The sequence below is a fragment of the Streptomyces sp. NPDC055099 genome (assembly GCF_053607685.1).
The window spans coordinates 435,053-458,629 of record NZ_JBSGUA010000004.1; the positions used below are offsets into that span (position 1 = coordinate 435,053).

24 protein-coding genes are annotated in these 23,577 nt (G+C 72.3%); 14 read left to right on the plus strand and 10 right to left on the minus strand.

The features are described from left to right. Window positions 1–67: 67 nt before the first annotated feature. The 4 genes from ACWFRU_RS13460 to ACWFRU_RS13475 all read left to right on the plus strand — a co-directional run bounded on the left by ACWFRU_RS13460 (window position 68) and on the right by ACWFRU_RS13475 (window position 4,708). The gene (locus tag ACWFRU_RS13460) at window positions 68–493 is read left to right on the plus strand and encodes a GNAT family N-acetyltransferase (protein WP_453686426.1); all 426 of its coding nucleotides are present in this window, start codon (window positions 68–70) and stop codon (window positions 491–493) included. Window positions 494–673: 180 nt separating this feature from the next. Continuing rightward, window positions 674–2,005 (plus strand): hemolysin family protein, encoded by a 1,332-nt coding sequence (locus ACWFRU_RS13465; RefSeq protein WP_453686428.1) that lies wholly within the window; start codon window positions 674–676, stop codon window positions 2,003–2,005. Further along, complete coding sequence (locus ACWFRU_RS13470) at window positions 2,002–3,015, plus strand: hemolysin family protein (protein WP_453686430.1); 1,014 nt, start codon at window positions 2,002–2,004, stop codon at window positions 3,013–3,015. The genes ACWFRU_RS13465 and ACWFRU_RS13470 overlap by 4 nt, the downstream gene beginning before the upstream one ends. Window positions 3,016–3,076: 61 nt before the next feature. Further along, window positions 3,077–4,708, plus strand: a complete 1,632-nt coding sequence (locus ACWFRU_RS13475) for an ABC-F family ATP-binding cassette domain-containing protein (protein ID WP_453686432.1) — start codon at window positions 3,077–3,079, stop codon at window positions 4,706–4,708. A gap of 7 nt (window positions 4,709–4,715) precedes the next feature. Here the strand turns inward: ACWFRU_RS13475 and ACWFRU_RS13480 are convergent, their stop codons facing one another. Then, on the minus strand, window positions 4,716–4,964 hold the full coding sequence (locus tag ACWFRU_RS13480; RefSeq protein ID WP_453686434.1) for a holin: 249 nt from the start codon (window positions 4,962–4,964) through the stop codon (window positions 4,716–4,718). Window positions 4,965–5,067: 103 nt separating this feature from the next. Further along, the gene (locus ACWFRU_RS13485) at window positions 5,068–5,457 is read right to left on the minus strand and encodes a cupin domain-containing protein (RefSeq protein WP_453686436.1); all 390 of its coding nucleotides are present in this window, start codon (window positions 5,455–5,457) and stop codon (window positions 5,068–5,070) included. 52 nt (window positions 5,458–5,509) lie between these two features. Here ACWFRU_RS13485 and ACWFRU_RS13490 point away from each other — a divergent pair, with 52 nt between their 5' ends. Both ACWFRU_RS13490 and ACWFRU_RS13495 read left to right on the plus strand, forming a co-directional pair. Beyond that, window positions 5,510–6,502: a GlxA family transcriptional regulator gene (locus tag ACWFRU_RS13490; RefSeq protein ID WP_453686438.1), complete on the plus strand. Its 993-nt coding sequence runs from the start codon at window positions 5,510–5,512 to the stop codon at window positions 6,500–6,502. A 64-nt stretch (window positions 6,503–6,566) separates the two neighbouring features. After that, a complete protein-coding gene (locus ACWFRU_RS13495; protein ID WP_453686440.1) occupies window positions 6,567–7,733 on the plus strand; it encodes a pentapeptide repeat-containing protein in 1,167 nt (388 codons plus the stop codon). A gap of 29 nt (window positions 7,734–7,762) precedes the next feature. On the opposite strand, the gene ACWFRU_RS13500 is transcribed toward ACWFRU_RS13495, so the two are convergent. Then, entirely contained in the window at window positions 7,763–9,214 is a 1,452-nt protein-coding gene (locus tag ACWFRU_RS13500) for a hypothetical protein (RefSeq protein ID WP_453686442.1), read from the minus strand. A gap of 214 nt (window positions 9,215–9,428) precedes the next feature. On the opposite strand from ACWFRU_RS13500, the gene ACWFRU_RS13505 reads away from it, so the two are divergent. Beyond that, window positions 9,429–11,645, plus strand: coding sequence for a VPS10 domain-containing protein (locus ACWFRU_RS13505; protein WP_453686444.1), 2,217 nt, complete (start codon window positions 9,429–9,431; stop codon window positions 11,643–11,645). Between the two features lie 10 nt (window positions 11,646–11,655). Here ACWFRU_RS13505 and ACWFRU_RS13510 read toward each other — a convergent pair whose 3' ends face one another. The 5 genes from ACWFRU_RS13510 to ACWFRU_RS13530 all read right to left on the minus strand — a co-directional run bounded on the left by ACWFRU_RS13510 (window position 11,656) and on the right by ACWFRU_RS13530 (window position 16,851). Then, a complete protein-coding gene (locus ACWFRU_RS13510; protein WP_453686791.1) occupies window positions 11,656–12,792 on the minus strand; it encodes an acyltransferase family protein in 1,137 nt (378 codons plus the stop codon). 151 nt (window positions 12,793–12,943) lie between these two features. Further along, complete coding sequence (locus tag ACWFRU_RS13515; RefSeq protein WP_453686446.1) at window positions 12,944–13,969, minus strand: hemolysin family protein; 1,026 nt, start codon at window positions 13,967–13,969, stop codon at window positions 12,944–12,946. Next, window positions 13,966–15,303, minus strand: coding sequence for a hemolysin family protein (locus ACWFRU_RS13520; protein ID WP_453686448.1), 1,338 nt, complete (start codon window positions 15,301–15,303; stop codon window positions 13,966–13,968). The genes ACWFRU_RS13515 and ACWFRU_RS13520 overlap by 4 nt, the downstream gene beginning before the upstream one ends. A gap of 219 nt (window positions 15,304–15,522) precedes the next feature. Further along, window positions 15,523–16,455, minus strand: coding sequence for a M56 family metallopeptidase (locus ACWFRU_RS13525; protein ID WP_453686450.1), 933 nt, complete (start codon window positions 16,453–16,455; stop codon window positions 15,523–15,525). Between the two features lie 6 nt (window positions 16,456–16,461). Further along, entirely contained in the window at window positions 16,462–16,851 is a 390-nt protein-coding gene (locus ACWFRU_RS13530) for a BlaI/MecI/CopY family transcriptional regulator (RefSeq protein WP_453686452.1), read from the minus strand. A 320-nt stretch (window positions 16,852–17,171) separates the two neighbouring features. Between ACWFRU_RS13530 and ACWFRU_RS13535 the strand changes: the two genes are divergently transcribed. The 4 genes from ACWFRU_RS13535 to ACWFRU_RS13550 all read left to right on the plus strand — a co-directional run bounded on the left by ACWFRU_RS13535 (window position 17,172) and on the right by ACWFRU_RS13550 (window position 19,582). Then, complete coding sequence (locus tag ACWFRU_RS13535; RefSeq protein ID WP_453686454.1) at window positions 17,172–17,603, plus strand: VOC family protein; 432 nt, start codon at window positions 17,172–17,174, stop codon at window positions 17,601–17,603. A 427-nt stretch (window positions 17,604–18,030) separates the two neighbouring features. Further along, on the plus strand, window positions 18,031–18,939 hold the full coding sequence (locus ACWFRU_RS13540) for a trypsin-like serine peptidase (protein WP_453686456.1): 909 nt from the start codon (window positions 18,031–18,033) through the stop codon (window positions 18,937–18,939). Between the two features lie 10 nt (window positions 18,940–18,949). Continuing rightward, entirely contained in the window at window positions 18,950–19,252 is a 303-nt protein-coding gene (locus ACWFRU_RS13545) for a carboxypeptidase-like regulatory domain-containing protein (protein ID WP_453686458.1), read from the plus strand. A gap of 69 nt (window positions 19,253–19,321) precedes the next feature. After that, window positions 19,322–19,582: a hypothetical protein gene (locus ACWFRU_RS13550; RefSeq protein ID WP_453686459.1), complete on the plus strand. Its 261-nt coding sequence runs from the start codon at window positions 19,322–19,324 to the stop codon at window positions 19,580–19,582. An 8-nt stretch (window positions 19,583–19,590) separates the two neighbouring features. Here ACWFRU_RS13550 and ACWFRU_RS13555 read toward each other — a convergent pair whose 3' ends face one another. After that, entirely contained in the window at window positions 19,591–19,959 is a 369-nt protein-coding gene (locus ACWFRU_RS13555; protein WP_453686461.1) for a hypothetical protein, read from the minus strand. A gap of 93 nt (window positions 19,960–20,052) precedes the next feature. Next, window positions 20,053–21,120 carry a saccharopine dehydrogenase family protein gene (locus ACWFRU_RS13560; protein ID WP_453686463.1) on the minus strand — a complete coding sequence of 356 codons (1,068 nt, stop codon included), beginning with the start codon at window positions 21,118–21,120 and terminating at the stop codon, window positions 20,053–20,055. Between the two features lie 109 nt (window positions 21,121–21,229). Here ACWFRU_RS13560 and ACWFRU_RS13565 point away from each other — a divergent pair, with 109 nt between their 5' ends. From ACWFRU_RS13565 to ACWFRU_RS13575, 3 genes are all read left to right on the plus strand, one after another. Continuing rightward, a complete protein-coding gene (locus ACWFRU_RS13565) occupies window positions 21,230–22,171 on the plus strand; it encodes a helix-turn-helix domain-containing protein (RefSeq protein ID WP_453686464.1) in 942 nt (313 codons plus the stop codon). 199 nt (window positions 22,172–22,370) lie between these two features. After that, on the plus strand, window positions 22,371–22,994 hold the full coding sequence (locus ACWFRU_RS13570) for a hypothetical protein (RefSeq protein ID WP_453686466.1): 624 nt from the start codon (window positions 22,371–22,373) through the stop codon (window positions 22,992–22,994). After that, a complete protein-coding gene (locus ACWFRU_RS13575; protein WP_453686468.1) occupies window positions 22,991–23,542 on the plus strand; it encodes a hypothetical protein in 552 nt (183 codons plus the stop codon). The genes ACWFRU_RS13570 and ACWFRU_RS13575 overlap by 4 nt, the downstream gene beginning before the upstream one ends. The last annotated feature ends 35 nt before the right edge of the window (window positions 23,543–23,577 follow it).

Below are 23,577 nucleotides of genomic sequence, written 5' to 3' on the forward strand. Positions count from 1 at the left end.
CCGGAGGGCAGCAGCGGGCAGCGGAAACCGCTCGCCCACCGAGCGGCCGCACTGCTTACCTCTCCCCATGAGTGATCTCCACGTCCGCGGCGCGACCCCTCCGGACATCGACGACGTACTGCGGTTCTGGCGCGAGGCCGCGAAGGGGACGAGCGTCAGCGACGACCACGACGGAGTGGCACGCCTGATCGCCCGCGACCCCGACGCCCTGCTGCTCGCGGAACGCGACGGTCTCCTCGTGGGCACCGTGATAGCCGGCTTCGACGGCTGGCGCTGTCACCTCTACCGCCTCGCCGTGCACCCGGACCACCGCCGCCAGGGCATCGGCTCGGCGCTGCTCGCCGCGGCGGAGGAGCGTTTCGTGGAGCTCGGCGGACGGCGCGGCGACGCCATGGTCCTCGACGGCAACGAACAGGCCCATCACGTGTGGCACGCCGCGGGCTACGCGCCCCAGCCGCAGTGGAGCCGCTGGGTGAAGCACCTCCTCGACTGAGCGGCCGAGCCGGGGGTACCCGTACGTGACCGCAGGAGTGGGCTTTGCTGATCCTTTAATATGGACGGACCACTCGAACGTCTACGAAAGGTGTGAGCGTCCGCCGATGGGCGAGCCTCCCAGTACCCGACATCGCGCATTCCCTCGGTCCCTGCCTGATCATGGGACGGAGGTGACCCGATGACCGAAGTACTCCTGCTCCTGGTGGCGGTGCTGCTCTCGCTGGCCTGTGGCGTCTTCGTCGCGGCCGAGTTCTCCCTCACCACGGTCGAGCGCAGCGAGCTGGAGCGAGCCGCCGAACGCGGTGAGCGCGGCGCCGCGGGCGCCCTCAAGGCCGTCAAGAACCTCACCTTCCAGCTCTCCGGGGCCCAGCTGGGCATCACCGTCACCAATCTGGTCGTCGGCATGCTCTCCGAGTCCTCCATCGCCAAGCTGATCTCGGGCCCGCTGCGCGCCATGGGCATCCCCACGTCGGCGGCCTCGTCGATCGCCCTGGTCATCGGCACGGCCCTGTCGACGGTCTTCCTGATGGTCGTCGGCGAGCTGGTCCCCAAGAACTGGGCGATCTCATCCCCTCTGGCCGTCGCCAAACGGGTGGCGACCCCCCAGCGCCTGTTCAGCGCCGTGTTCCGCCCCTTCATCGCGCACCTGAACAACACCGCGAACCGCTCCGTACGCCGCTTCGGCATCCAGCCCACCGAGGAGCTGGCCTCCGCGCGCAGTCCCAAGGAGCTGGTGGCACTCGCCCGGCACTCCGCCAAGGAGGGCTCACTGGAGCCGGACACCGCCGAGCTGTTCGTCCGCACCCTGAACCTCGCCGACCTCTCCGCGCAGAACGTGATGACGCCGCGCGTCCAGGTCATGGCCCTCGACGTGATGGCCACCTGCGAGGACGTCGCGAACGCCACCCGGGCGACGGGCCTGTCCCGTTTCCCCGTCTACCGCGGCAACCTCGACTCGGTCGTCGGCGTCGCGCACATCAAGGACGTCCTGGCCATACCGGCCGAGCGCCGGGCCCGCTTCCCCGTGGCCGAGCTGATGCGCGAGCCTCTGCTCGTACCGGAGACGCTGACCGTCGACCGCCTGCTCGACCGGCTCTCCGGCAAGCGCACGATGGCCGTGGTCATCGACGAGTACGGCGGCACGGCCGGCGTCGCCACCCTGGAGGACATCGTCGAGGAGGTCGTCGGCGAGGTGCGGGACGAGCACGACCCGCACGAGACGCCCGACATCGCGGCCGACGGCAAGGACGACGACGGCCGGACCCGGTACTCCGCCGACGGCTCGGCCCGCACCGACCAGCTGGCCCGCGTCGGCCTGCGCACACCGGACGGACCGTACGAGACGCTCGCCGGACTCGTCGCCACGGAACTCGGCCGCATCCCCGCCGAGGGCGACACCCTCGACGTGGGCGGCTGGCGGCTCGACGTGGTGGACGCGCGCGGCCGTCGCGCGGCCCGCGTCCTGCTGCACGCGCCCTTGCACGACGACCACCAGGAGGAGGAGCGATGACCGCCGTCCAGTTGTTGATCGGCCTGGCGACCCTCGTCGTCAACGCCTTCTTCGTGGGCGCCGAGTTCGCCCTCATCTCCGTGCGCAGGAGCCAGATCGAGCCGTACGCCGAGGACGGCGACCGGCGTGCCACCAGCGTGCTGTGGGGCCTGCGGCACGTCTCCGCGCTGCTGGCCGCCGCGCAGCTCGGCATCACGCTGTGCACGCTGGTGCTCGGCATCGTCGCCGAACCCGCGATCGCGCACATCCTGGAGCCGCTGTTCGACGGCGTCGGGGTGCCGCACGGCCTGGTCCACCCGCTCTCGTTCGTCATCGCCCTGACCCTGGCCACGTATCTGCACATGCTGCTCGGCGAGATGATCCCCAAGAACATCTCGCTGGCCGAGCCCGTGCGCACGGCGCTGCTGCTCGGCCCGCCGCTGGTCGCGATCGCACGGGCGCTGCGCCCGGTCATCTTCGCGATCAACGCCTTCGCCAACGGCCTGCTGAAGCTGCTCAGGGTCGAGGCGAAGGACGAGGTCAGCGCGTCCTTCTCGGACGACGAGCTCGCCCGGATGGTCAGAGACTCCGGCGAAGCGGGGCTGCTCGACGACCGCGCCCAGGAGCGGCTGCACGACGCCCTGGAGCTGGGCCGCCGCCCCGTCAGGGACGTGGTGCTCCCGCTGGAGAGCGTGGTCTACGCCCGCGTGGGCGTGACACCCGAGGAACTGGAGCGGCTGTCGGCGGAGTCCGGTTTCTCGCGCTTCCCCGTCGTGGACGACGGCCGTCGTATCGTCGGCTATCTGCACGTCAAGGACGCGCTCGACCGGATGCCGCGCGATCTGCCGTTCCGCGTGCCGGACATGCGGAAGATCGCCCAGGTCAGGGAGACCACGCCGCTGGACGACGTACTGACCGCGATGCGCGGCAGCCGCACGCATGTGGCGGCGGTGCTCGGCTCGGACGGCAGGCTGGCGGGCATGGTCACGATGGAGGACGTACTGCGGGAGCTGTTCGGTCAGCCCGTCTGACCGGTCAGCCCGTCTGAGGCCGAAGCCGAAGCCTTACGGCCGTGGCTCCGAGGCGAGGGGGATGTGCACGGTGAGTCAGCTGGTCCTGCGCGACGTTTCGTATGGCTATCCGGAGCGGCCCGTGCTCGAACGGGTGTCCCTGTCGGTGCGGCCCGGCGAGAAGGCGTGCGTCATCGGTGAGAACGGCTCGGGCAAGTCGACGCTCCTGCGCCTGATGGCGGGCGAGTTCGCGCCCGCCGACGGCGAGGTGGCCGTCGTCTCGGACGGCGGCACCGGCTACCTCGCGCAGACCCTGCGCCTGCCGCCGCACGCCACCGTGCAGGACGCGGTGGACGACGCGCTCGCCGAGCTCCGGGATCTGGAGCGGCGGATCCGGGTGGCGGAGGAGACACTCGGCTCGGCCGGTGAGGCCGAATTGGCCGCGTACGGAGACCTCATCGCCGCCTTCGAGGCCCGGGAGGGCTACCGCGCCGACGCCCGCCTCGACGCGGCGCTGCACGGTCTCGGCGTACCCCACCTGGAGCGTTCGCGCACCCTGGGTTCGCTGTCCGGCGGCGAGGCCGCGCGCCTCGCGCTCGCCTGCGTCCTGGCCCCGCAGCCCGAGCTGCTCCTTCTGGACGAGCCGACGAACCACCTGGACGACCAGGCGCTCGGCTGGCTGGAGGAGCGGCTGCGCGCCCACCGGGGCACGGTCGTGGCCGTCACCCATGACCGGGTCTTCCTCGACCGGGTCGCCGAGGTGATCGTCGAGGTGGACGGCGACCGCAGATCCGTGGCCCGCTTCGGCGGCGGCTGGCACGGCTATCTGGAGCAGCGCGCCACGGCCCGGCGCCGCTGGGAGGAGCGCTACCGCGAGTGGAGCGAGGAGATCGCGCGCCAGGAGAAGCTCGCCGAGGGCGGCTCCAAGCGGATCGCGGTCGGCTGGCGGATGAGCGAGAGCCCTCGCTTCGCCAGCAACAACCGGTCGGTGGAGGGCCAGCTCTCCGGGATCGTGCGCAACGCGCGCGAGCGGCTGCGCAGGCTGCGCGCCGATCCGGTGCCGCGCCCGCCCGACCCCCTGCACTTCACGGCCGCCGAGGGCCTGGCGGGCGGCGATCACCCCTTCGTGCGCCCGGTCGCGCTGACGGACGTCGCGGTGGGCGAGCGCCTCGCCGTCGAGCGCCTGACCCTGGAACCGGGCTCGCGCACGCTGGTGACCGGGGTGAACGGCGCGGGCAAGTCGACGCTGCTCGCCGTCCTCGCCGGCGCGCTCGCCCCGGATCGCGGGGAGGTCCAACTCCCGGCCCGGGTGGGCTACTTGCCGCAGGAGATCGAGTACCTCGGCGACGAGGACACGGCGAGGCCGCTGCTCGACGCGTTCGCGGCAGGTCTTGGCGGACTCCCCGAGGACCACACGCAGGCGCTCCTGTCCCTCGGCCTGTTCCGCGAGGAGGACCTGACCGTGCCGGTGAAGGGGCTCTCCGTGGGCCAGCGACGCCGCCTGGCGCTCGCACGCCTGGTGACGCGCCCGGCCGACCTCCTGCTGCTCGACGAGCCGACGAACCACCTCTCCCCCGCCCTGGTCGAGGAACTCGACGAGGCGCTGGCGGGATACCGCGGCACGCTGGTCGTGGTGTCGCACGACCGCAGGCTGCGGGAGCGGTTCCGGGGCGAGCGGATCTCGGTTCAGGCCGGGCGGCCGGTCCTTCCCTAAGCCCCCCCTAGACCGCGGCCCGTCCCTTGCGGGCGGTCGGCGTCTCCGTGATGCCGGGTCCGCGCGCCCCGACGTTGGCGGCCCCGACCGCCGTGAGCACGGCGAGCAGCGTCGCCATCCCCGCGGTGGCGAGCGCCGCCTGCCAGTCGACGTCCAGGAGGGTGGTCGCCCCGGCGACCAGGACGGCGGCGAGCGACTGCGCGAAGGTACGGAGCGCACGCTCCGCGGTGGCCTTCCAGAATCCAGCGGTCCACATGTCTGGCCCACCCTCTCGTGGTGTACGGGTCAACACTTGGCATACCGCTGTTGTGTGCCGCTGCCCAGCAGGCCGACGCACCGCACTCAGAGTTCGCAGCCGCTCAGAGGCTGTGGCCCGTCGTCGCGTCGACGTGGGACGGGATCTCGTCGTGGCGGTCGCCGACCGTCGGGGTGCCGGTCGGCTCGAAGAGGAGGATCTCGGCGCCGCACGGGGCCGAGGGCTTGTGCTCGGTGCCGCGCGGGACCGTGAAGACGGCGCCCTTGGGAAGGGTGACCGTGCGTTCGCCCGCCGGCTCGCGCAGGCCGATGCGCAGTTCGCCTTCGAGGACCAGGAAGAACTCGTCGGTGTCGTCATGGACGTGCCAGAGGTGGTCGCCCTCGACCTTGGCCACACGTACGTCGTAGTCGTTGACGCGGGTGACGATGCGAGGGCTCCAGAGGGCGTCGAAGGAGGCCAGGGCCTTGCTGAGGTCGATCGGTCCATTGCTCATGCGGCAACCTTCCGTCATCCGCCGTCGCCTTCGTGAGTGGTAGAAATAGCCCATGCCGCAAGAATCCTCTCAGTCCGCGAAGGGGCCGGCCCCGCACCGCGTCGTCGTGATCGTCGACGCGAACTCCAACCCCTTCGAACTGGGCTGCGCCACCGAGGTCTTCGGCCTACGCCGCCCCGAACTCGGGCGGGAGATCTATGAGTTCGCCCTCTGCTCGCCCGAGCCGCGCACCCTGATGCGGGACGGCTTCTTCACGCTCTCGGGTGTCGCCGGACTGGACGCGGCGGACTTGGCGGACACCTTGATCGTGCCCAACCGGCCCGACATCGAGGTGCCCCGCCGCCCGGCCGTCCTGGACGCCATCCGCCGGGCGCACGCCCGAGGGACCCGGCTCGTCGGATTCTGCAGCGGCGCCTTCACGCTCGCCGAGGCCGGGGTCCTCGAAGGGCGCCGGGCCACCGCGCACTGGCAGTGGGCGGACGACTTCCGGGCCCGCTTCCCCGGCGTACGGCTCGAACCGGACGTCCTCTTCGTCGACGACGGCGACATCCTGACCGCCGCGGGCAGCGCCGCCGCCCTGGACCTCGGGCTGCATCTGGTCCGCCGTGACCACGGCGCCGAGGTCGCCAACGCGGTGAGCCGCCGCCTCGTCTTCGCCGCCCACCGGGACGGCGGCCAGCGGCAGTTCGTCGAGCGGCCGGTGCCCGAGGTGAAGGACGAATCCCTGGCGCCGGTCCTCGCCTGGGCCCAGGAACGGCTCGACTCGCCCCTGTCCGTGCCGGATCTGGCGGCGCGCGCCGCGCTCAGCCCCGCGACCCTGCACCGCCGCTTCCAGGCCCAGCTCGGCACCACTCCCCTGGCCTGGCTCACCGGCGAACGCCTCGCGCTGGCCTGCCGGTTGATCGAGCGGGGCGTGGCGCCCTTCGAGACGGTCGCCCGGCGCAGCGGGCTCGGCACCTCCGCCAATCTGCGCGCCCTGATGCGCCGCGAGACGGGGCTGAGCCCCTCGGCGTACCGGCGCCGGTTCGGGCCCGCGCCGGACTGAGGCGGGCTAGCCTTGGTGCGTTCGGTGCTCGGGGACACGACGGGCCTTGAGGGGTGGCGAGGCGTTGACGATCGACCTCCATCGTGCGGATCTGACGTCGGCGCAACTCAAGGTGCGGGTGGCCGCCGTGACCGCGCTCGGGCAGCTCCTCGCGGCCCCCGCGCCGGACGGCGAACACGATGCGATCGTCCAGGAACTGGTCGAGTTCACCCGCCGCGGCGTGGAACACCCGCGGCTTTCGCACATGGCCCCGCTGTACCTGCGCCGACGGAAGCCGGTCGGCCTGGCCGCCGACGTCCAGGCCGCTCTCACCGCCCTGGGCCGGCGGCCCGAGGCCGTGGAGGCGCGCCCCCTCGAACTCAACGGTCTCGACCTGCGGTCCGCCGACGCGGGTGGCGGGCGTTGGACGCATGCCCGGCTCACCGGCAGCGATCTGCACGACGCCGATCTCAGCGAAGCGGACCTGCGGGGCGCCGACCTGTCGTGGGCCTTCCTGGAACGGGCCGACCTCACGAGCGCGCGGCTCGGCCGTGCCGATCTCACCAACGCGCACCTGCGGGAGGCGAACCTGCGGAACGTGCGGGCAGCGCATGCCCGCTTCTGGGGAGCCGAACTCCACCACGCCCACGGCGAGGACGCAAACCTCGAATACGCCGACCTGCACCGAGCCGACCTCGACCACGCCGACCTGCGGCGCGCACAACTGCCGTTCGCCTCGCTCAACGCCGCGTCCGCGCCGTACGCCCGCTTCGACGGCGCCCTGCTCCACTTCGCCGACCTCAGGGAGGCCCGGCTCGACGACGCGGACCTGTCGCAGGCCCGGCTGGACAACGCGAACCTGTCCCAGGCCCGGTTGCGCAACGCGCGGTTCGTGTACGCCTCGCTGCGGGGCTGCCAAGTGGTACGCGTCCAGGCCCAGTACGCGGATCTGCACGGAGCCGACCTCTCCCACGCGGGCCTCGGGGCCGCCGATCTTCGGTACGCCGACCTGCGCGGGGCCGATCTCAGCGACACGTACATGTTCAACACCCTGCTGCACCGTGCCGACCTCGCCGGGGCACGCCTCGACCAGGCCAACCTGCACAGCGCGGATCTGACCGATGCGTGGGGCCTGGAGGCCGAGCAGCTCCGCACCGCCTGGATCTACAAGTCCACCCGGCTCGACCCGGAGCTTGCGCGGCATCCCGCCGTCCGGGAGAGGATCGCGGCGACCGAGAGCCGATTCGACTGACCGGCCTCACCCCTCGGCACGGACGAGCCTCAACTCACCGTCCGCAACCTGCCCAGCTGCTCGAAGCGGTCACGGAAGCCGTTCGCCCGCCCCTGCGGCAGCCCCCACAGCCTGCCGATCTTCGGCAGCGCATCGGTCATCTCCCGGGACTGTGACCGGACCTGGATCAAAAAGCGCAGTTCAGGCCTGAAGCACTGCCACCACAGGCGCCGCCGCAGGTCGGCGGGGACCTCCGAGGAGGCGATGCCCAGCAGCGTCGCGACCTCTTCGGGCAGTTGCGCGGGCGTGGCCCGGGTGAGGCGCCCCACGGTCTTCGCCACCAGCGAGAAGCCGTGACCGCACACCTCGGTCAGGTTGACCGCCTCGCTGCGCACCGCCATGAGCAGTTGCCGGGAGGTGTCGGACGCCTCGCCGAGCGCCAGGGCCTCGTCGAGGTCCGCGCGGTGCGCTCGGAAGCGGCGTGCCCGCGTGCGGAGTTCGGCGAGGCGCGGCCATACGTCCTCGATGCGCCGGGCGTCGGCGAGCGCGACGGCCAGGAACACCGGAAGGACCAGGTCCTGCTCCCGGGCGAGCTCACGGTAGGCGCGGTCCGCCGCCTCACTGGTGAGCAGCCGGTCCTCCAGCTCCCAGCCCCGCTCGCAGAAGTAGTGCCGGAACGGCATCCGGGCGGTCGCGGGCGCATACGGCAGCCCCAGGAGGTTCGCGAAGGACTGCGCGGCGTGGGCGCGGTATGTGACATCGCCCAGGACGGGGGCGCAGTACCCCTCCGAGAGCGACGGCAGGTCGTCGCAGTAGGGGTCGCGCAGCAGCGTCAGCTTCGGGGTGAACCAGCCCTGCGCCTCGCAGGCCGCCAGTGCCTCACCCGGCCGCACGGGGCGCCCGGTCACCAGCGCCCAGGCGTCGGCGACCTCGCGGACGGCGTCCGCCCAGTACGTGCCGGGCTGCGGCTCCCGCTGGTGGGCGAGGGGGGAGACCAGGGCGCGGTAGGACCCGAGGCTCTGGCCGTACAGGCGTGCGGGCACCCCGCCCTCCGACAGAGACAGCGGCGGAAGGCTCACGAAGACGTCGTCGCCGAGGAGTTGGTTGAGCCGGTCGGCGGGCACTAGGTGTTCGCCCGCGTAGTAGATCCGGTCGGACATGATCACGCGGTCCACGAACGCGGCCAGGTCCCACAGGGTCAGCGGCGTGAGCCAGCGCCGGTCGCCGGCCAGCAGGCGGTCGGCGATCCCGACCGTCGTGGCGTCCATGTACACGCTGTTGCGGCTCTGCTCGGGGGACGGGCGCCAGTCCGCCAGGGCGCGCAGATCCTCGGCCGTCGCGTCGGCGAGGCGGGCGATCCCCGCGTCGACGGCGGAGCGGACCGCCGGATCGGCGCTGTCCCACCGCGCGACCCGGCCCGCGATCCGCTCCGCGTCCGCCCGGCAGCTGTCGAGCAGTTCCTCGGGTGTCCGCGCCGCCAGGGGGTCACTGTTCTCCGGCACGTCCGGCCTCCGGGGTGTGGGCTCCGACATCGGGCTCCATCATCCACCGCACGGGTCACGCCGAGGCGCGCATCGCACCGTTCCACCCCGCGCCCACCCCGTCCCCCCTCCGCCACAACGGCCGACTTGCGGCCTACTGCTCCCCCTCCCCGTCTCCTAAGGTCACCGCTTGAAATGGCCATGCCGAAGAAGGACGGCCGAGAAGAGGGATCGCATGCGCAGACGTCTGCTTCACCTGGTCCTCGCCCCGCTCGCGGGAGTCCTGTTGGTCACGGCACCGGCCTCCGCGGCGCCCCCGCCACCCGGGGACGTGTACCGCCCGGTACGCGGCCCCGCTGCCCCCGCCGAGTACCGCTACCTGCAAAAGACCGTCCCCGGAGAGTCGATTCCGCGCCACGCCCACGCGGACGCCGCCACGCAGGCCCGGCAACTTCCCACCACCGGCGGCCGCTGGAAGTCCGTCGGGCCCACCAACATCGGCGGGCGCGTCGTCTCGCTCGCGCTCGACCCCAAGCGCGCGGACACCCTCTACGCCGCCGCGGCCAGCGGCGGCGTGTGGCGCAGCACCGACGCCGGACAGACCTTCAAGCCCGCGTGGCCCGACAGCTGGACGCAGTCGATGGGCGCGCTCGCCACCGGACCCGACGGCACCCTGTACGCGGGGACCGGCGAGCCCAACCCCGGCGGCGGCAGCATCACATACGAGGGAACGGGCCTCTACCGCAGCACCGACGGCGGCAAGCACTGGAAGCAGTCCGGACTGCGCGACTCGGGCGCGATCAGCGCCATCACGGTGGACCCGGCCAACCCCCGGCGCATCTACGTGGCCGCGGCCGGTTCGCTCTACAACGGCGGCGGTGACCGCGGCGTCTACCGCTCGGAGAACGGCGGCAAAACCTGGCAGCGCATCCTCACGGGCGCGAACGAGTTCACCGGCGCCACCGAGATCATCGTCCAGGGCGGGAAGTTGTACGCCGTGCTGTGGGACCACCGGCGCACACCCGAACGCCGCACCTACGGCGGTGAGGGCTCCGGCATCTTCCGCTCCGGCGACGACGGCAAGACCTGGAAGCGGCTCGGCGGGGGCCTGCCGGCGCAGGGCCCGGACGTGGGACGGATCGGTCTGGCCGTCGCGGGTGAGCGCGCCTACGCCATCGTGAACAAGACGGACGGCCCCTTCGAGGGCTTCTACGCCTCCACCGACGCGGGCGACACCTGGCAGCGGACCCCGGCCGACAAGAAGCTCACCGACTCGCAGTCCACGTTCGGCTGGTGGTTCGGCAAGATCTGGACCGATCCCCGCGACGCCGAGCACGTGCACGTCGCCGGAGTCCCGCTGATGACCTCGAAGGACGGCGCCGCCACCTGGACGGCCGACGACACCAGCATCCACGTCGACCAGCACGCGATGATCTGGGACCCGCGCCGCCCCGGCCGCGTCTATTTGGGCAACGACGGCGGCGTCTACCGCTCCGACGCGAACGGCGACGGCGGCTGGGTCAAGGCGCGCCACGAGCCGTACACCCAGCTCTACAGCGCGGCGATTTCCCCCCAGGACACCTCGCGGATCTCCGGGGGCTCGCAGGACAACGGCTCGCTGCGTTCCTGGGGCGGCGACCGCTTCAACGAATACCTCGGCGGGGACGGCGAGGAGAACCTGATCAACCCGACCGACGTGAACAACGTCTACGCCTGCTACCAGTACGGCAACTGCTTCAGCTCCACCGACGGCGGCGACACGCTCACGTACTTCGCCGACAAGACCACGTATCTGCGCCGCAATTGGTTCACGCCGGTCGTCTTCGACCCCCGTGATCCGAAGATCCTCTACTACGGCTCCGAGGTGCTCAACCGCTCCACGGACGGCGGCGCCACCTGGCAGGCCATCAGCCCGGACCTGTCGGGCGGCCCGGGCCCCGACCCGATCTACACCAACTACGGCACCATCACCTCGATCGCCCCGGCCGCGGACGGCCGCACCATCTACGCCGGCACCGACGACGGCCGCGTCTGGGTCACGAAGGACCTGGGCGCGCACTGGACGAAGCTCGCCGAGGGGCTCCCCTGGGTGACCCGCGTCGTCGTCGACCCGCAGAACGCCGACCGCGTGTACACCACCCACTCCGCCTACCGTTCCGGCTCCAACACACCGCACGTCTACGGCAGTACGGATGGCGGCGCGCACTGGAGGAACCTGTCCGGCAACCTGCCGGACGCGCCCGTCAACGACCTCGTCATCGCACGGGGCGGCACGCTCCACATCGGCACCGACCAGGGGGTGTTCACCTCCGGCGCCAAGGGTGGCCACTGGAAGCGCCTGGGCCGCGGGATGCCCGCGGTGCCCGTCGACGACATCGAGTACGACGCGGGGAACCACCGCCTGGTGGCCGCGACGTTCGGAAGGGGTTTCTACGAGCTGACCACTTCCTGATCCACGCCGGTCATCGCCGCCGGTGCGCGCCCCGGCCTCGTGCCATCGCCTTCGCGTCCTTCTTGAACGCCCACTCCATCTCGGGCTCCATCGCGAACTTGAAGAGGCGCTGCACCGGCGGCGTGCACAGCGCGGTGATGAGGGCCGCCGCGCAGAGGGTGACCGTGATCTCGCCCAGCGGGGTGTGCAGCCAGTCGAGGTCGTACCAGTCCCAGAAGCGGGAGCCCTTGGCGACGAAGCCGTGCAGCAGATAGCCGTAGAGGGTGCCGGCGCCGAGCGCGGTGAACCACAGTCTGCGGCCCGGCACCCAGGCGAAGAAGCACGCGACGAGGATCACCGAGCAGCCGAACATGCCGAGCGTCATGACGGCCCCGGACCAGCCGGGCGCCGCTAGCTCCTGCGCGCTGTCCCGGCGGTAGAACCAGGCGGCGTTCATGCGCGGCGCCGCCCAGTACGCGAAGAGCAGGGCCCCCGCAAAGACCGGCAGCGCCAGGATGCGGGCCTCCCGGCGGCGCACGATCTGGAAGTGCTCGGGCTTCAGGCACAGGCCGAGGACGAAGAACGGCAGGAACTGCAGCACGCGCTGGAGGTCCAGGTCGTCGCCGATGTCCGGCGAGACGGAGGCGAGCACGGCGATGGCCAGCGCTATGGGGAGCGGCCGGCGGACCACCTTCCACAGCGGCGTGGTCAGCCGCCAGACGAAGAGCGCGACCAGGAACCAGGTGAGATACCAGGGGTCGAGCAGGCTGATCGGGTACGTCGGGTCGTCACCCGCCCAACGCTTGAAGAAGGTGTAGGCCACCTCGAAGATGACGTACGGCACCGCGATGCCCGTCACCAGGCGCTTGAGGCGGCCGGGGCTGGCGTCGAAACTCCGCGAGAAGTAGCCGGAGATGACGATGAACGCCGGCATGTGGAAGGTGTAGACGGTGATGTAGAGCGCGGCGGCCGCCCGGCTGTCGCCGCGCAGCGGCTCCCAGGCGTGGCCCATCGCGACGAGCACGATCGCCAGGTACTTGGCGTTGTCGAAGAACGAGTCCCGGCGTTTGACCGGAGGCTCCGGCACCACCGTGGGGGGCGCCGGAGCCTGTGGAGGGGCATCGCGCGCGGCGGGCAGCGGCGTGCGCAATGCCCCGGTCCGGTGCATCGAGCGGACAGGCTCACTCACGGGACCTCCCGGGGGAACCCGGGCCCGCGGTCTCGCGTCTCACGTCCAGTGCGGGTGCTACACCTGTGTAGAACATCACGGGCACCCTAGCCACCGGAGCCCCCGCACGTACAGTCGCGCCACCTGTGAATCAGCTGAGTGCCGCCGGTGCGGGGCCGACCAGCTCGGACAGCACGTCCTCCATGGTGACGAACCCGAGCACCGTGCCGCTCTCGCCGGTGACCGCCGCCAGATGACTGCCCGCGGCCCGCAGCGCGGTGAGCGTGTCGTCGAGCGGGGTGTCGATGTGCACCCGCGTGACCACGTGCAACGCGGCGCGCGGGAAGGGCCGGTCCCGCTCGGCGATGCCGAGGGTGTCCTTGATGTGGAGGTAGCCGAGCAGGGTGCCCTCGGGCCCTGTCACCGGGAAGCGGGAGAAGCCCGCGTCCGCGGCCACCCGCTCCAGGCGCGCCGGGGTGACCGTGTGGTCGACGGTGCGCATCTTGGCCGCCGGCACGAGGATCTCGCCGACCGGCCGGGTGCCCAGCTCCAGGGCGTCGCGCAGCCGCTCGCCGTCGGCCGCCGAGAGGAGACCCGCCTCGCTGGAGTCGACGACCATGCGGGCGAGCTGGTCGTCGGTGTAGACGGACTCGACCTCGTCCTTCGGTTCGACCCTGAGCAGCTTGAGGAGGGTGTTGGCGAAGGCGTTGATGCCGAAGACGACCGGCCTGAGGGCGCGGGTGAGCGCCACCAGCGGCGGGCCCAGCAGCAGGGCGGTCTTGGCGGGCGCGGCGAGCGCGATGTTCTTGGGGATCATCTCGCCGATCAGCATGTGCAGATACGTCGCCACCGTCAGGGCGATGACGAAGGCGATCGGATGCACCAGGGCGTGCGGGATGTGGACCGCCTCGAAGGCGGGCTCCAGGAGGTGCGCGATGGCGGGTTCGGCGACCGCGCCGAGCACCAAGGAGGAGACGGTGATGCCGAGTTGGGCGGTGGCCATCATCGCGGAGATGTGCTGCAGGCCCCACAGGGTGATGCGGGCGCGCTTGTCGCCCTCCTGGGCGCGGGGTTCGATCTGGCTGCGGCGCACGGAGATCAGGGCGAACTCGGCGCCGACGAAGAACGCGTTGGTGAGCAGGGTCAGGGCGCCGATGGCGAGCTGGAGCGTGGTCATCGGGCTTCCTCCACGGCCTGGCCGAGCATCTGGAGCGCGGGTTCGGTGATGCGGATCCGGTCGGCGCGGTGGTGCTCGACCGCCAGGACGGACAGTTGCCAGCCGTCCAGGTCGACGGCGTCCCCCTGGGCCGGGATGCGGGAGAGGCGGGTGGCGATCAGCCCGGCCACGGTCTCGTACGGCCCTTCGGGCGCGGTGAGTCCTATCGCGGCGAGCCGGTCGATGCGGACGCTCCCGTCGGCCTCCCACACGGCGCGGCCGTCCGGGGCCGCCTGGGCGGGCAGCAGGTCCGGGATCTCGACGGGGTCGTGCTCGTCGCGGACCTCGCCCACGACCTCCTCGACGATGTCCTCCACCGTCGCCACACCGGCCGTGCCGCCGTACTCGTCGATGACCACGGCCATCGTGCGGGTCTCCCGCATGCGCTCCAGGAGCCGGTCGGCGGGCAGGCTGTCGGGCACGAGGAGGGGTTCGGTGGCCAGGTCGGTGACCGGGGTGAGCCGGCGCTTGTCGGGGGCCAGGGCGAGCACGTCGCGGATGTGGACGGTGCCGATGACCTCGTCCAGGCTGTCGCGGAAGACGGGGAAGCGGGACAGGCCCGTGGCGTGCGTCAGGTTCGCCGCGTCGGCGGCCGTGGCGTGCGCCTCCAGGGCCCGTACGTCGACGCGCGGGGTCATCACGTTCTCCGCGGTCAGCTCGCTCAGGTGCAGCGTGCGCACGAACAGTTCGGCGGAGTCCGCCTCCAGGGCGCCCTCGGCGGCCGACCGCCGGGCGAGGGCGACCAGTTCCTCGGGGGTGCGTGCGGAGGCCAGCTCCTCGGCGGGTTCCAGGCCGAAGCGGCGTACGACGTGGTTCGCGGTGTCGTTCAGGTGCCGGATGAACGGTCCGAAGGCGGCGGTGAAGCCTCGCTGGGGTGCCGCGACCACCTTGGCGACGGCCAGCGGCCGGGAGATCGCCCAGTTCTTCGGCACCAGCTCGCCGACGACCATCAGGATCACGGTGGAGAGCGCCACACCGAGCAGCGTGGCCGTGGTGGGAGCGGCGGCCCCGAGACCCGCGGCCTCCAGCGGGCCGCGCAGGAGCGCCGCGAGCGAGGGTTCGGCGAGCATGCCGATCACCAGTGAGGTGACGGTGATGCCGAGCTGGGCGCCGGACAGCTGGAGGGTGAGGCGCCGGACCGCCTTCAGGGCGCTTTCGGCGCCCCGCTCGCGGGCCTCGGCGGCGCGCTCCAGATCACCGCGCTCGACGGTGGTCAGGGAGAACTCGGCCGCCACGAACAGCGCGCAGGCGAGCGTGAGGAGCAGGGCGAGCAGCAGAAGCAGGATCTCGGTCACCGTGCCACCCCCGTTCCCTCGCGCTCGGACAGCGGGCGGGACGTGGCACGGTTCGTACTGGGAGGCTCACCCATTGCGGGTCCGTGGCTCCTTCTCGTACTCGTACGAAGTGTCGTACGAGGGCGGTGGCAGGGAAGCGGTGGTGCTTCTACACCCACTGTAAAGGAACGGCAAAGCGAGTCTGGCGGGACCTGTGCCCCAGAACCCGGGACCTGTGCCCTAAAGCGGCGTGGCCGCGTGCAGGATGATGACCATCGTCACGGCGGAGTTCGCCGACGACATGGCCGAGACCGCCGCCCCCGCGGCGGCCGCCCACGCCGCCAGCCCCACCGCGGTGAACAGCGACGGCCAGCTGCGCACCGAGGGGGCCGGGCCCAGGAGGGCCGCGACCCGGCGCGGCACGGGCCCCGGAGCCGCGAGCCCGGCCAGGGTCGGGGCCGGAGCGCCCCGGGAGTGGAGAGCCGCCTTGCCGATGGCGCGGGCCACGGCCTTGCGGTCGCCGACGGCATGGGCGGCGTCCTCGTCGGCCCAGCGCTCGGTGGTGTAGGACACGGCGGTGCGCAGCGGGCGCAGGAACGGATTGGCGCGCGCGGCCAGCTGTACGGCCAGGAGGTAGCGGTGGTGCCGGGTCGCGAGGTGGGCGCGCTCATGGGCGAACAGGGCGCGGCGCTCGGCGGGGGCCAGGCAGTCGAGCAGCGCGGTGGTCACCACGACCCGGTCACGGGCGCCGCCGGGCAGCGCGTAGGCGTAGGGCACGGTGTCGGGCAGGACGGCGACGGACGTGCCGGGCAGCCCGGCGAGCGCGCGGTGGGCACGGCGGCGCACCTGGCCGTGCCGCCACAGTGTCCTGCCGCACGCCAGGGCCACGGCGAGCAGCCCCGGGATCGCGAGGCGCCCCGCGACCCCGTCGTACGGGACAGCCGCGCGGACCTCGGGGTCCGACCAGCCGTCGGGCAGCGGGTTGCCGGGCAGCTGCGCCGTGCCGACGACCATCAGGAGGCCCAGGCACAGCGTGCTGCACAGCGCCATGACGGCGGCGACCGTCGTGAGCAGCCGGGTCGCCGTCCGCGGGTGCAACCGCTGCTCGGCGAGCCGGGCGACCGGCCAGGCCGTCAGCGGCAGGACGAGCGGCAGCAGGACGAACATCCCCATGACGGTTCAGACGTCCTTCTCCGCCTCGGCCTGCCGCAGGAGCTCGCGCAGCACCTGCTCGTCACCCGGCGGCAGCGCCGTGAGGAAGCTGGCGAGGACCGCCTCCCGGTCACGCTCGCCGTCGAGCACCTTGCGCATCTTGCGTGCCGCGAGGCCCGCCTCGTCGGCCGACGGCGTCCACGCGAAGGAGCGTCCCGCGCGCTCGCGCGTCACCGCCCCCTTGTCGAGGAGACGGCTCAGGATCGTCACGACGGTCGTGTACGCGAGGTCCTCGCCGAGCCGCTCCTGCACCCAGCCCGCGGTCGCGGGGCCCTCCGCCTCGCGCAGGGCCGAGAGCACCAGTGCCTCCAGCTCACCCTGCCCCCGCCGCCGGGACCGCCGCTCCTGCTCCGCCACGCCCGTCTCCCTTCCGCTGCCCAGTGCCCAGTCGTCCTGGTCGAGGCTAACCCCCGGCCGTCCGGGGTGTGCCGCCGGTCGGGGGCGAGGCGGGCACCCCGCCGACCCGGCGGGAAAACGGCGTTGCCCCGCCCCGAGGCGCTCACTAAGATCATTCGCGTGACTGCCGGGTCGGCCATGGGCCACGTACGAGTGAGGCATCCGGCCTTGGCGTGAGCGCGAGGCGGGCCAGAGCCCCGCCGTCCCCTCTTCCGACTTCCCACAGCGCCTACATGCGGCGCACCGCCAGTGGATTCCCAGACCCGGAAGAGATCTCACCCATGTCGCAGCACCAGTACGAGCACTCGCACGACCTCGAATCGCCTGTCACCACCGTCCAGTTGAACCACACCGCCGTCTACGCCAAGGACCGGCAGCTGTCCGCCGAGTTCCTCGCCGTGATCCTGGGCCTGAAGGTCGGCGCCCCGTTCGGGCCGTTCCTGCCCGTCGACCTGGGCAACGGCGTGACGCTCGACTACTACGAGCTGACCGATGAGCCGGTCCAGTCCCAGCACTACGCGTTCCTCGTGCCCGACGAGCAGTTCGACGCGATGATCGCCCGCCTGGAGGCGGTCGGGGTCACCTACTACGCGGACCCGAGCCACACCGAACCCGGCCAGATCAACCGTCTGTTCGGCGGCCGTGGCGCGTACTTCGACGACCCGGACGGCCACAACATGGAGATCATGACCCGGCCCTACGCGCGCCCTTAGCTCCCCGCGGGCTCCCCGCGGGCTCCCCGCAGGGCGGAACGGGCGGCTCCCTGGGGCTGGTTGTTTGTTCGAGTCGTGATTGAGGCATCGCGCCCCGCCCGCTCCGGCAGTGGGCGGGGCGCGGGTGCCCGGCGGTGACTGCTGGGACCCGCCCCGGGCCGTTCGCCGTGAGGCGGCGGGGCGAGCTGACGGCCCGAGCGTCGAATGTGCCCCGGGAGCCGGGCAGTTGACGCCCGTGGAGCTTCTGAACCCCAGGCGCGCGCCCGTGCGACGGTCGGCGCAAAAGGCTCATTGCGACACTTGTCCGGCGGCAGTAGACAAGGGAATCGACCCAGAAACGTTGCGGCCGCGGCGTCCTGCAAGGCATCACATCGCAGCTCTGAGAGAAGCCGGGTGATCCAGAATGGCGCAAGATCCACACACCGCAGTGACGAACGAGCCGGACGACGGAGCGATAACCCTGGCCGCCGAGCAGGAGGCGGTGCTGCAGCCGCCCTCCGAGGGGACGGAGGGCCAGGCCCAGCACTCGACGGGTGAAGGCCTGGAGCACGTCGAGGGCTACCGGCGCCCGGAGCACTTCGCGCCCGAGGCCTGGACGGCCCCCACCGCCTCACTGCCCGACATCGGCGAAGCCTCGTACGGCCCGCCGCCCCTGGCCCCGGAGACCGTGCACGGCCCCGACGACCGCATCCAGATCACCAACACCAGCGTGTACCCGTGGCGGGTGCACTGCTACCTGCTGATCACCGCCCGCGACAACGCCCTCTACCAGGGCACCGGGTGGCTGCTCGGACCCCACACCCTCGCGACCGCCGGCCACTGCGTCTACATCAAGGGCAGCGGCGTGGCGGGCCGGGACGGCTGGGTGAAGAGCATCCAGGTCATGCCGGGACGCAACGGAGCCTCGCTGCCCTACGGCAGCATCACCTGCACGAGCTTCCGCTCCGTGACCGGCTGGACGACCAACGGCGACGAGAACTTCGACTACGGCGCCATCATCACGCCCTCCAACATCGGCTCCACCACGGGCTGGTTCGGCTTCGGCGTCTGGTCGGACTCGGACCTGCTCAAGACCACCGGCAACATCTCCGGCTATCCGGGCGACAAGCCGTCCGGGACGCAGTGGTACGCGGCGCGCGGGATCGACTCGGTCGCCCCTCGCAAGGTGTACTACGACATCGACACCGCGGGCGGGCAGAGCGGCAGTTCCGTCTACCGCATCGACAGCACCGGCCGCTACGGCTTCGGCATCCACGCCTACGGCGGAGCCCGGGTGAACTCGGGAACCCGGTTCACCACACCCGTCTACAACAACTACGTGGCATGGAAGGCGTGAGCGCACCCCGATGAACGGCAGCAGGTCCGCAGTGGAGATCACCGGCGTCGTCCGCGACACCTCGGGCACCCCGGTGACGGGCGCCCACGTCCTGTTCACCGAGGGTCCGCGGCCCCTGCCGGACATCGCTGCCGTGACGGACGCCGAGGGACGTTTCTCCCTCGTCGCCCCCACACCGGGCGCGTACACGCTCATCTGCCGGGCGGACCCTCTCATGGGCCCGTCCGGCACCGCCGAGGCCACCGTCCGCGTCGAACCGTCGGCGCGAGCCGCCCACCAGGGGCGGCTGAGCGTCGAGCTGACGCTCGGCTAGCGCGATGGGCGGCGCCGGGCGGCAGCGGTGGACATGCGTGGTGCGCGACTCCTGTCTAGCGTCACGGTCATGAACACTGTCCCGCAGCGTTTCGAGATCCTGCTGGTCCCCGAGTTCTCGGGGGACGGCTCAAGTACCACCGATGGCCGCGACGCCCTGCGCTCGGCCGTCGTGGTGGCCACGGGCGAGACCGGGGCCTCCGGGTTCCCCCGGTTCGCCGGGGACGGCATGGAGGCCGACATCGACCCCGAGACCCGCACCGTCGAGGCAGTTCTCGTCGACGGGTCCGAGCTGGACTACGGGCTCTCGGTACGGGTCGCGGAGGCGTAGGGCGCCCTTCACGGCAGCGGGGCCGCGTCACCCGCCAGACGCGCCAGCGCGTGGCCGAGCCCCGGCGGTGAACCGGCGGCAGCCGGTCCGACCGCGCCGTCGGGGGAAACGGCCCCCACCAAGGTGTCGCCCGAGTGGACCAGGATGTGGCTGGGCGGCCGCAGTTGCCGGGCCTGGTCGATGACCGTCGCGGCGTCGCCCGCGAAACGGGCGCTGAGGTCGATGACCAGGACGTCGGGCAGCAGGGCGCGGGCCCGCGCCATGGCGAGGAAGCTGTCGTCCGTCTGGGAGATGACGTACACACCGGGGACGGCCTCGATCTGCGGGATCAGGTCTCCTGCCCGGTGATCGGCGGCCAGCACCAGCACGGTCAGCACGTCACCCTTGCCCTTCGCGTGGTCCGTCGTTTCAGCATGTCATCCGACACGGCGGATACGGCGCCCGCCGCGGGGCGGGGCGTGTCGGCCCGGCTAGGACGGCAGGTCGAGCCGGGTCAGGTGCTCGGGGGTGAGCGCCCGCAGGAAGTCCGCGGCGTCGAAGGCCTCCCCGGCCGCGCGTACGCCCGGAGCCTTGCCGCGTCCGTCGAGGAGGCGCTCGACGGCCTCCACGACGAGCGGTGCCGTCACGGCGTAGATGTCGCGCCCGCCCGCCACCGCGCGCCGGGTCTCCGTCCCGCGCCGGACGACCGCCTCGACGAGGAAGGTCTGCGCGGAGCGCCCGGCGGCGTCAGCGGGCTCGGGCGCCGGAGTCTCCTCGGCCCGGATGTCCCGCAGCGGCGCGAGGTTCATCACCGCCCGCACCTCGGGGGTCCGCACGTGGCGCGGCAGGGTGACCTGGTCGGCCGTCGCGAACGCGGAGGCCTCCTGGGTGCCGAACGGCTCGGGGAAGTCCCACGGGAAGGCGTCCTGGGAGTAGTCGAACGGGCGCAGTTCGCCTCCGGTGTAGACGAGGTGCTGCCCGGCGTTGCTCTCACCGGTACGCCGGGTGCCCTGGGTCGGATGCCAGCTGTCGAGGGCGTACGCGAGAGTGATCTCGTCCGCGTCCGGCCACTCCCCCAGCGCGGCGGTGGCCAGCAGGTCGCCCAGGCCGCCGTAGAACGCCAGGGACGGGGCGATGACGACGCCCGCCTCTCGCGCACGCTCGCCGTAGGTGTCGAACAGGGCGGCGCTGACGCCCTGTTCGGCGGCGACGTCCAGGTACGGGATGCCCGCGCGCAGTGCCGCGTCGGCCACGGGCAGGGCCGTGTCGAGGAAGGGCCCCGCGCTGTTGACGACCGCCGACGCGCCGTCGAGCGCGCGGTCGAGGGAGGCCGCGTCCCCGGTGGACGCCACGCGTACGGGCGCACCGGGGGCCAGGCCGTGCAGCGCCTCCAGCTTCTCCCGGTCGCGCCCCACGAGCAGCGGCGTCACACCGCGCCGCAGCAGCTCCGCCACGACGAAACGGCCGGTGTGGCCGTACGCCCCGACGACGGCGACCGTGCGTCCGTCGGGACGGACGCCGGCGGCCTGCGCGGTGGGCGTGGAAGGGGTGCTGCTCATGGTTGACTCCCGTTGTCCGGAGGGCTGTTGTGCCCTGCGAGCACCATGTTCCGCTGCCGGCCCGCGCACCACCAGCGGCCGGAATGACGAGGGGCGTACAGTTTCGGACATGCAGACCGTGGCGATGGCACTTCCCGAGGGCAGCATGCTTTTCGAGGCCGCCGCGGCCTTCGAGGTCTTCGGTTCGGACCACTCCGATCTGGCCGGGTCCTGGTACTCGTTCACCGTGTGCGGCACGGCCGGGACACGCGTGGGGCAGTGGCTGCACGCCGAGCCCACCCAGGGCCTGGAGGCCGTCGCCACCGCGCAAACGGTGATCGTCCCGGCCTGGCGCGACATCGGCGGCGTCCCGCCGGGCGAGTTGACCGAGGCCCTGCGCACCGCCCACGCGTCAGGTGCCCGCATCGTCTCGCTGTGCACGGGCGCCTTCGTCCTGGCCGCGGCCGGTCTGCTCGACGGCCGCCGGGCCACCACGCACTGGGCCCACGCCGAGCGGCTCGCCGCGCTCCACCCCCGCGTCACGGTCGACGCGGGGGTCCTCTTCACCGACGAGGGCAGCGTCCTCACCTCGGCGGGCAAGGCCGCCGGCATGGATCTGTGCCTGCACATCGTGCGCGCCGACCACGGGGCGACGGTGGCCAACGCACTGGCCCGGCGGCTCGTGACCCCGCCCCACCGGGACGGCGGGCAGGCGCAGTTCATCCCGGCACCCGTGACGCACGGACGCGACCACCCCCTGGCCGATCTGCTGCCCTGGATACTGGCCCGCCTCGATCAGCCGCTCACCGTGGAGGACCTGGCCCGGCAGGCGGGCATGAGCAGCCGCAATCTGTCCCGGCACTTCCACGCCGTGACGGGCACGGCGCCGCTGCGCTGGCTGCTCGGTCAACGCGTGCGCCTGGCGCAGGAGTTGCTGGAGTCAAGCGACGAGAGCGTCGAACGGATCGCGGCCCGGACGGGCATGGGGACCTCGGCCACGCTCCGGCGCCACTTCACCCGCGTCACCGGCCTGCCTCCCGAGGCCTACCGGCGTACCTTCGGCGCCTCCTGACACGTGGATCGGCACTCGGTCGACTGTTTGCCGGACATGGGGGTACTCGGCCGCCATGCGAATCCGGAAGCAGTCGTCCACACGCTGATCACAGACGCCCCGATCGGTGCCCGCGTCGCGTGGGTGCCCATCGGCCGGCCTCAGCGCTGGACGAAACACGAGATCAGCTGATCACACCACGACATCAAGGGAGGCAGCCATGATCACCGCCGTCATCATCGCCGTGGTCGTCATCGCGGCAGCCGCCGTCCTCTTCGTCGTCATGCGGCGAGCCAAGGGCGGCGGACAGAGTCTGAAGCACCGCTTCGGGCCCGAGTACGACCACACCGTCGCCCGTCACGGCGGCGACGTACGGGCCGCCGAGCAGGAGCTGCACGAGCGCGTACGCCTGCACGGCTCCTTCAAGCCCGAGCCGCTGCCGCCCGGCGCACGCGAGCGCTACGTGGCCCAGTGGGCCGGTGTCCAGGAGCAGTTCGTCGAGTCACCGCAGCAGGCCGTGGTCGAGGCCGACGCGCTCCTTGCCCGGCTGTCCAGGGACCGCGGATTCCCCGACGGTGAGCGCTTCGACGAGCAGGTGGCCGCGCTCTCCGTCCACCACGCGCACCACGTCCACGGCTACCGCCGCGTGCACACGGCGGCCCGCGGACAGGGCGGCACCGAGGAGATGCGCGAGGCCATGGTCGAGGCCCGACGCCTCTTCGACGCACTCGTCGCCGAGCACACGGTCGACTCCACCCGGAACGACCGGCACTCCACCGCCGACCGCGGCCACGCACCGTGGGCACTGCCCCGGCGCCATGCGAAGGGAAGTGGCACGTCATGACGGACGCCCGGCACAGCACACCGCGCGAGCAGGCCATGGGCAGCGACATCCCCGCTCCCGCCCCCGCTCCGGCTGCGAACCCCGCTCCCCCGGCCCCGGGCTCCGCGGCCCCGGGCTCTCCCGCCGCAGGTTCTCCCGCCGCAGGCACCCCTGGGACGGGCGCCCCTGGGACCGGCACGCACGCGCCCGGCACTCACACGCCCGGCACCCATGCTCCCGGCTCCCACGACCTCGGCTCCCACACGACCGGCTCCCACACGACCGCCGGTGACGTCGGCTCCGCCCTGCTCCCGCAGGACGAGCACGACAAGCTCGGTCTACGGCTCCAGCAGGCTCTCAGCACCTTCGTCGAGAGCCCGCGCCAGGCGGTGGAAGAGGCCGACAGCCTCTTCGACGACGCCGTCAGGCACCTGACCGAAACCCTCACGGAACGCCGTCGCGTCCTGCGCGCGAGCTGGCAGAACCACGACACCGAAGCGCACACGGAAGAACTGCGCCTCGCACTGCGGCAGTACCGCGAAGCCACGGAAAGGCTGCTGCGCATCTAGGTCGTGCGGTGCACAGGCACATCGGCGCGGCACAC